Origin of the sequence: Bacillus sp. B4EP4a, from assembly GCF_006680105.1 — a bacterium.
Classification (GTDB): domain Bacteria; phylum Bacillota; class Bacilli; order Bacillales; family DSM-1321; genus Peribacillus; species Peribacillus simplex_E.
This window is the reverse complement of sequence record NZ_VHIK01000013.1, coordinates 25099-32671: the sequence shown is the minus strand read 5'-3', so window position 1 is coordinate 32671 and position 7573 is coordinate 25099. Positions and strand designations below refer to the sequence as shown.

At 39.0% G+C, this 7573-nt stretch carries 10 protein-coding genes and 1 riboswitch; of the genes, 4 read left to right on the top strand and 6 right to left on the bottom strand.

Features of this window, described 5'->3' with window-relative positions; translation table 11 throughout:
- Positions 1 to 244 (bottom strand): hypothetical protein (locus FNK51_RS26915; protein ID WP_220126978.1); only part of this gene is annotated, 244 nt, incomplete at its 3' end.
- Between the two features lie 727 nt (positions 245 to 971).
- Between FNK51_RS26915 and FNK51_RS07345 the strand changes: the two genes are divergently transcribed.
- The 3 genes from FNK51_RS07345 (at position 972) to FNK51_RS07335 (ending at position 2557) form a co-directional block, all read left to right on the top strand.
- Complete coding sequence (locus tag FNK51_RS07345; RefSeq protein WP_141992914.1) at positions 972 to 1454, top strand: DUF2975 domain-containing protein; 483 nt, start codon at positions 972 to 974, stop codon at positions 1452 to 1454.
- Between the two features lie 10 nt (positions 1455 to 1464).
- A complete protein-coding gene (locus FNK51_RS07340; protein WP_063232556.1) occupies positions 1465 to 1686 on the top strand; it encodes a helix-turn-helix domain-containing protein in 222 nt (73 codons plus the stop codon).
- A gap of 79 nt (positions 1687 to 1765) precedes the next feature.
- On the top strand, positions 1766 to 2557 hold the full coding sequence (locus tag FNK51_RS07335) for a DUF817 domain-containing protein (RefSeq protein WP_141992916.1): 792 nt from the start codon (positions 1766 to 1768) through the stop codon (positions 2555 to 2557).
- Positions 2558 to 2718: 161 nt separating this feature from the next.
- Here FNK51_RS07335 and FNK51_RS07330 read toward each other — a convergent pair whose 3' ends face one another.
- From FNK51_RS07330 to FNK51_RS07320, 3 genes are all read right to left on the bottom strand, one after another.
- The gene (locus FNK51_RS07330; RefSeq protein WP_141992913.1) at positions 2719 to 3033 is read right to left on the bottom strand and encodes a DMT family transporter; all 315 of its coding nucleotides are present in this window, start codon (positions 3031 to 3033) and stop codon (positions 2719 to 2721) included.
- Positions 3033 to 3374, bottom strand: coding sequence for a DMT family transporter (locus FNK51_RS07325; protein WP_063232562.1), 342 nt, complete (start codon positions 3372 to 3374; stop codon positions 3033 to 3035). Before FNK51_RS07325 ends, FNK51_RS07330 begins: the two co-directional genes overlap by 1 nt.
- A gap of 71 nt (positions 3375 to 3445) precedes the next feature.
- Positions 3446 to 3545, bottom strand: a riboswitch (guanidine-I (ykkC/yxkD leader).
- 205 nt (positions 3546 to 3750) lie between these two features.
- Positions 3751 to 4722 (bottom strand): DMT family transporter, encoded by a 972-nt coding sequence (locus FNK51_RS07320; protein ID WP_133350631.1) that lies wholly within the window; start codon positions 4720 to 4722, stop codon positions 3751 to 3753.
- 501 nt (positions 4723 to 5223) lie between these two features.
- On the opposite strand from FNK51_RS07320, the gene FNK51_RS07315 reads away from it, so the two are divergent.
- Complete coding sequence (locus FNK51_RS07315; protein WP_053536026.1) at positions 5224 to 5508, top strand: transition state genes transcriptional regulator AbrB; 285 nt, start codon at positions 5224 to 5226, stop codon at positions 5506 to 5508.
- Between the two features lie 62 nt (positions 5509 to 5570).
- Here FNK51_RS07315 and FNK51_RS07310 read toward each other — a convergent pair whose 3' ends face one another.
- Together FNK51_RS07310 and FNK51_RS07305 are read right to left on the bottom strand one after the other, a co-directional pair.
- Positions 5571 to 6008, bottom strand: coding sequence for a GNAT family N-acetyltransferase (locus FNK51_RS07310; protein WP_141992912.1), 438 nt, complete (start codon positions 6006 to 6008; stop codon positions 5571 to 5573).
- A 415-nt stretch (positions 6009 to 6423) separates the two neighbouring features.
- Positions 6424 to 7569: a Ger(x)C family spore germination protein gene (locus FNK51_RS07305; protein WP_181762211.1), complete on the bottom strand. Its 1146-nt coding sequence runs from the start codon at positions 7567 to 7569 to the stop codon at positions 6424 to 6426.
- Between the last annotated feature and the right edge of the window lie 4 nt (positions 7570 to 7573).

The window sequence follows — 7573 nt, the reverse complement described above, 5'->3', positions numbered from 1 at the left end:
TTATGAAATCCTGCGAATAAGTGAGCATTCGAGAGATATTCGCATCAAACTGAGGGAGTTCAACAAGAAACACAATAAAATTTATGGTGTTCACATAATGTATCTTAACGGAAGTACGAAAAACAAAATCCCTTTGCCGCACAAGCGGTTTTTGCATAGGGAAATAAAATCGATTGGCACCAGAATTATTTTGTTTGATTGTATATTCTTGATTTATGGCCTCTTGTCTATCCATTGTTTTCATATCAACATATTTTATAGTAAGAGTGTTAAAAGGAGGGGATTTGAATGTTTTTTTGTGATAGAAGACGCCGTTGTGATCGATTTGATCGTTGTGGGAGATTTGATCGATTTGATCGTTGTGACAGATTCGATCGCTTCGATTGTAGAAGAAGATGTTTTTGGTGATTTAACCCTATAACTCAAATTACAAGGTCTGGTTGAGCTTAATGACTGATCTATAATCTTTCAAAAAAACTACCTGATATAATTATCTCGGTAGCTCTGGATGAACACCTATTTCACAGCTTAATCCTGTTCTTGGATAGTTATCTAATACCTCTTGCACATGACGTTTCACGTCATCTATATTTATTTCAGTTAGCAGGCACCTCTGTGTCTGCTACATTATTTTTAGAATACCTTCTTCAACTAAACTGGCCAGTTCGTTGAAGAACCTATCAATTAGTTTACATAAGAGATCTTAGAAGAAGTAACAATCAAAAAAAGTTTGTAAAGGTACACCTTTACGAACGGGTGCGTTAGTTCCATATGATGCACTTAAGAAGACCACTTATTAGGTGGTCTCTTTTATTTGTTCAACAATCAACATTAATCTTTAACAATGCCTTTTTAAAAGAAAAGGATATTTAGGTAACAATAATAATATAATAAAAAACAACAATGTTTTATTGTAAAACGATAAATCATATGTTAAATTAAATTGACTAAAAATAAGTGAGGTGCTTTTTATGAAACTAGGAACAACACTCTTTTTAAAGATAGCTGTTATTTTTATTGGAATTCCGGTTCTTGCCTTGTGCATCTTTTTTGTGCCTGAGATAGCGAACTTTGCAGCAGAATTATATCCGGATATGACTTATTTGAAATATCTTGTTTTTATCGATTTGTATGCATCGGCGATACCTTTTTACTTTGCTCTATATCAAGCCTTTAAACTTTTAAGCTATATTGACAAGAACAAAGCTTTCTCGGAATTATCTGTAAGAGCGTTAAAGACTATAAAAAATTGTGCAATCACAATCAGTGGCTTGTATGTGTTAGGCATGCCGCTCTTTTATCTCATAGCGGATATGGATGACGCCCCTGGTATCATATTGATCGGAATGGTCGTTATTTTTGCTTCAATGGTGATTGCAGTCTTTGCTGCTGTTCTTCAAAGGCTTTTACAAGAAGCCATCGATATAAAATCAGAAAATGACTTAATAGTCTGAGGTGAATAACTTGGCGATTATAATCAATATTGATGTGATGCTGGCTAAAAGGAAAATGAGTGTTACAGAACTTTCGGAGAGGGTTGGAATAACGATGGCCAATCTTTCCATATTGAAAAACGGTAAGGCAAAAGCGATTCGATTAACAACTTTAGAGGCGATTTGTAAAGCTTTAGAATGTCAACCCGGAGATATTTTGGAATACCGAAATGATGAAGACACCCAAGATTAAAAAAGTGGAAGAAAAGAAAGATTTCATCAAAGGGGAGTTACTCATGAATTTAACCATTAAAAAAATGGAGGCACCAATCATGAGAGCACTGAAACAACTCGTTCGTTTTGGTTGGGAGCAGGCTTCATCATGCTTGTTTCCTGCCGTTATTTTTGCCTCTTTGGCTATTACAAAATTCATACCGCTTCCCTTCCTGCCGCGGTATGACTGGCTGCTCATCATCTGCCTTCTGATGCAGTGGTGGATGGTGCGTTCCGGGCTTGAAACAAAGGATGAACTAAAGGTTATCACATTGTTCCACCTTATTGGACTTGCTCTTGAACTTTTCAAGGTACATATGGGCTCCTGGACTTATCCAGAGGAAGGATATTTCAAAATTTTTGGAGTGCCTCTGTATAGCGGATTCATGTACGCAAGTGTAGCGAGTTATCTTTGCCAGGCGTGGAGGAGATTAAAGGTTGAACTGGTCAAGTGGCCACCGTTTTTGGCCGTGGTAGCTCTTGCCGCTGCGATTTATTTGAATTTTTTCACCCACCATTATTGGATCGATGTTCGTTGGTGGTTATCTGGACTTGTCATCATCGTCTTTTGGCGATCATGGGTCACATACGAGGTTGGCGGAACTCGTTATCGTATGCCAATCGCACTTTCATTCGTTCTCATCGGATTTTTTATATGGATAGCCGAAAATATTGCAACATTCTTTGGAGCTTGGGAATATCCAAACCAAACCGATGCATGGAGTCTCGTTCATCTAGGAAAGGTAAGTTCATGGCTCTTATTAGTGATTGTTAGCTTTCTTATAGTAGCGACGCTAAAACAGGTTAAGGGGAAAGATTCCACTAAGATGGATGCAAGTCAATTTTTATAAAAAGAAATTCGGCCTTCTCGTGAAAAACAAATTAGGTGAAAAGACGGCACATAATGAACATATATGCGCCGTCTTTGATTTTCTAAATCTTTTATAAAGAATTGTGGTGTCCTATTCCTTTTTTCTTCTGAATTTCCACGAAAAATGACCATCACTCATTCCTATGAAACAAGTTTTAATCCCACTGCTGCGCCAAGGACCATGGCTATAAAAATGACCCTTCGCCAATCTTTGGATTCCCCGTATAGGAGCATCCCGATTATCGCTCCGCCTGATGCGCCGATCCCTGTCCAGATAGCATAAGCCGTCCCCATAGGCAAGGATTGCATGGCATAAGCAAGAAATAGGAAACTTGCTCCGAATCCGATGAATAACAGCAGCAAGGATTGCCAATTACGGTCTTTGTGCAATTTATTTATCATCGCAACCCCAAACATTTCAAATAGCCCCGCTAAGATTAAAGAGACCCAAGCCATTAAGATTCATCCCCTTTCTCAGCTTTATCATCAGTCACTAGTTTCAAGCCGATCACTCCTGATAATAAGAGGAGAATCAATAGCGTCTTGCTCAGCTTGAAGGATTCCCCAAAGAAAATGATTTCGGAAAAAACGGTCCCGGCCGTCCCCATACCGACAAAAACGGCATATACCGTTCCGACAGGAAGCTTCCTGCCAGCCATTATCATCAAATAAAAACTGATGATGATCGAAATGACCGTTCCAGACCAAGTCCAAAAGTCATCTGCATGTTTTAAGCCAATCACCCAAAATACTTCAAAAAAAGCTGCAATGAATACTTTAATCCAGTTTGTGCTCATGAATACCGCACCTCCAATTTTATTCTTTACCAAAAAAACAAAAAAAGCCCAAGAGATAACCGTTAAACAGTTTCTCCCAGGCTTTTATCCTTCCGTGGCACAGCATGCTGTGAGTTTTCTCTCGGACCAGACCAGCAATAGACGCACTGCGGAACCCTAGAAAACCTTTGACATATGCAATTACCTTTCATTATACATACTTTTTGAACTTACTCAAGGTAAAAGTTTAATGAAAAAAATGGGTGGTGAGCTTTTTGCCGACTAAAAAATCATCAATTTATCATGACCGGTCAATGGAAAAAAAGAACATAGTCAGGCCCTGTTTTCAGGTCGAAAAAGCCCCGATAAGATTTCGGGGCTTTTTTTGACTTGCTATTTAGGCACTCACTATCCGTTTCCGGGATGGACCTTCTTTTTTATGTGATACATAGCTATGCAGGATCATTCCTATGATGACGATGAAGATGCCGAACCACGATAACGGAGAAGGAATCGGTAAAGATAGGAACAGTAATTCGCCAGCCAGTGCAAAAAGGACCTCCATCGATTGTGTAGCTTCAACGGAAGCTAATTTCTGCATATTTCCGCTTACCAAATCGGTCGCCTTGAAAAAAAGGACCGTGGCGATGACTCCAGAAAATAGTGCTACCAAAAGGGATTGGAAACTTTGCATCTTCGTCGGCGCCCCCACTGTAAAGAAACCGTACAATGAAAGCAGAAACCAGAATGGCAGACTCGCCAAAGTCATTCCCAATACCCGCTGATATGCATCCAAACGTCCTTCGGATACTTCCATCATTTTGCGATTTCCCAAAGGGTATGCAAACGAGGCGATGACGATTGGAATCACTCCCAGCCAAAGATTGGCCATTGAAATGTGCTTGGTGTGTTCCAGCTGCATCAGGATGATTCCAAGCAGGATGATCATGGACATAAGGAGACCTTTCACGGAAACCTTTCCTCTTTGCCTTTCGAGCCCATCTTTCGTTTGGACATTCTCAAAAAACAGCGGCGCAAGTAATGCACCCGAAATGATCGTGATTTGCCAAGTGCCGGCAATTAGCCAGCCAGGTGAGTAGGCGGATGCAAAGCATAAAGGAGCATAAAATAACCCAAAACCGACAAAACTCCAAAGCAGCCAAGGACCCGGCTTTTCTCTCATCACTCGTAAAAGGGGGCGCAGATTTTTTCTGCTCAATACGATACACAACAGAAAAGGCACCATAAAGATATAACGCAGCGAAGCACTCCATATCCAACTTCCGCCAGACAACTCCATGGCCTGATTTAAAACAAACGTAAATGCAAAAAAGAAAGCGGAACAAATACCTAATATAATCGGACGCAATTGACTCACCTCAATCTGTTTTATGAGTCAATAAGACTCTGGAAGCATGGCGATCGTTTCGGCTTTCTGAAAAATTTTTCAGAAATATCCACTGTGTCAAAAGCAGAATGAATTTTCGGAATATTATAAGCGATCAATTTAAATTGTCCTTCAAAAGCAATAGAAAATCAACAGGATTCTTTTAAGCTAGTGAAATTCATTCTCCGTGATTCGACATGGAATGAAAAGAATGGCTTTTGGAGTTAAATGAAGACGTTTCCATTTTACCATTTCATTTAACAAAATGTACCAACAAAAAAAGCGAGAAACGCTGTTATGACACGGATTATGAAGGGATTACTAATATTTTTTATAAAAATCATATAGAGGCAGATAATATACGAAGATACGAGAATTGACGAATATGGTAGGGAGTGGTATCTTTATAAAAGTGCAAATAATGTCGAATGGTGACGAAATATTAAATGCAACATTCGCAAGAAAGTTAGTGGGGTAAATTAAATGAAATCTACAGGTATTGTACGTAAAGTTGACGAATTAGGGCGGGTAGTCATTCCAATTGAACTGCGCCGAACATTAGGAATTAATGAGAAAGACGCTCTGGAGATTTATGTAGAACAAGAGCGCATCATCCTTCAAAAATATAAACCAAACATGACTTGCCAGGTTACAGGTGAAGTTTCCGATGACAATATGAAACTTGCTGACGGTAAATTAATACTTAGCCCTGAAGGTGCCGAACTTCTAATTAAAGAAATTCAAGCCAGCATGGAAACTGCTAAATAATTAATATACTAGATACATAGCATCCAAGTGTAGGGAAGGTTTTCTCTACACTCTTTTTTATATTAAATGGAGAAAAAATAAAAATGGTTTGATTCACGGACGAAACCAATTTTTTCATAAAGTTTCTGTGCATTTACATTATCCTTGCCTGTCTCCAGTGAAACCCCTTTGGCACCTGTTTCGCGTGCAAACGTGATGGCCGCGTTCAATAACTCCTCGCCAAATCCCTTTTTACGGGCGGACTCCTTCACGAATAAATCATTCAATACCCATGACCGCATCATACTCACAGATGAAAAAGAAGGATATAATTGTACAAAACCAATAGGATTTCCTTCGTCATAGGCCATAAAAACCACAGACTCCCCATTTGTCAGCCTTTCCCTTAAAAACTCCCTTGCGCGACCAGGATCGGATGCTTGCTCATAGAACACTCTGTATAAATCAAAAAGTTCCGTCAGTGATTCCAGCTCATGTAATGTAGCCTTCTGTAAACTCATAAATGGCTCCCCCTAATGGTTATAATACCCCTAATTTACCATTTATTTATGCTATCCGACAAATTCAGGACCACATTTTCCAGCGCCAAAAATCAGGATGGAGCTCAAAAAGGCGCCATCCTGATTTTATTTCATCATGAAAAGGGCTATTAAACCCAAGTTGGGCAGCAAACTCATGGATTATAAGCGTTTACTAGTGGAATGCAGCAGCAAACTCACGAATTATAAGTGTTTACTCGTGAGTTTAGAGCAAATACTCGTGAGTTTGGGTTATTACTCGTGAGTTTAGAGCAAATACTCGTGAGTTTGTGCAATTTACTCGTGAAAAATGGAGCAAATACTCGTGAGTTTGCCGATTTACTCGTGAAAGGAGCATCATCAAATTGGGCCCTAAAATTACAAACCAAATACTTCATTACTCGAGTGGTTTAGCTTCTAAACCGCCTGTGTTAAGGATGTGAACCTTTACGTTTATATCATGTAGTGAATCCTTATCTAAGTAATCCTTCGGCTCATTTAAATGATTCTTTTGCCAGTATTTTGTCTCTTTGATATAAAGGATTTTTCCTAAGCTTAAAGGGTCTGCGTTCTTTTGAATCCCACTGTTGAAGGTTGTTTGGATTTCATTTTTAATTTCATTTTCGAATTTTCGTTTTATTTTATCGATATCCATTTGTGTATCAAGCCCCAGTATCTTACCTGATACATCAACGTCAATATTGAATTTGTACTTTCCATCCATGAGAACAGGCTTTACTTGATAATGCGGATGGGAGAAAGATGCATAGATGTCTTGTTTATTCATGTTAATATTTAAGGGTGTTTTGTTGGTCCTTTTATTGAGCCAGCGTAAACCGCTCAAATCTTTTTCAGAGAACCAGGGCTGGGACACTTTATAATAAATGACAAATGCACCATCCATAAAGAGACTTTTTCTTTTTTTATCTTTTTCCTTCCATACTTTATCGTTCCAGGAAATGGAGGGCAGGATGGTTGTGGAAGCTTTTTCCCGTTGATTGGAATAATACCTTTGGACCGTAATGGGTTGGATGAATGATCGATTCCGGTAGACATCCTCTGGTAAATATAATGTCGTGTATAAAGGCGATAAATTAAAATAACCATTAATGGAGAAAAGCTCATCCATGGAACTTTTTGTCGCAAAAATATTGGCTGAGTACCTAAGTAATTGGTTTCTGTATATATAATCCACTATTTCTGTACTTTGCTGCTTCAGCACATTTTCACTGATGACAAATGTGGAAACATGCCCTATATAGAGAGACTGTTGAGTATTGCGCATTAGTTTATTAATGGCGATCGAGATGGAACGCGCTTTTTGTTTCCCTACATATACGGGCGGGGCTTGAGTGGGTTTTGCCTCCGTTTTAGCTACCGCAGAGAAGTCCACAAGTTGCGTATATACAATGTACTCCCCATCTTTGAAATCTATCCCGATGGCCGTTATATAATGAAAGTCCTGGATCGTTTTTTCATCCCAGCAGCCTGAAAGTAATAGGAATAAAGGGATGGTTAATAAAATATTGCAGATGCGGAACATGGTC

What these genes read in the sequence shown, in the direction of transcription:
- FNK51_RS07325 (WP_063232562.1), bottom strand. Translation starts at nt 3,374, where the DNA reads ATGAGCACAAACTGGATTAAAGTATTCATTGCAGCTTTTTTTGAAGTA.
- FNK51_RS07330 (WP_141992913.1), bottom strand. Translation starts at nt 3,033, where the DNA reads ATGGCTTGGGTCTCTTTAATCTTAGCGGGGCTATTTGAAATGTTTGGG.
- FNK51_RS07335 (WP_141992916.1), top strand. Translation starts at nt 1,766, where the DNA reads ATGAGAGCACTGAAACAACTCGTTCGTTTTGGTTGGGAGCAGGCTTCA.
- FNK51_RS07310 (WP_141992912.1), bottom strand. Translation starts at nt 6,008, where the DNA reads ATGAGTTTACAGAAGGCTACATTACATGAGCTGGAATCACTGACGGAA.
- FNK51_RS07315 (WP_053536026.1), top strand. Translation starts at nt 5,224, where the DNA reads ATGAAATCTACAGGTATTGTACGTAAAGTTGACGAATTAGGGCGGGTA.
- FNK51_RS07345 (WP_141992914.1), top strand. Translation starts at nt 972, where the DNA reads ATGAAACTAGGAACAACACTCTTTTTAAAGATAGCTGTTATTTTTATT.
- FNK51_RS07305 (WP_181762211.1), bottom strand. Translation starts at nt 7,569, where the DNA reads ATGTTCCGCATCTGCAATATTTTATTAACCATCCCTTTATTCCTATTA.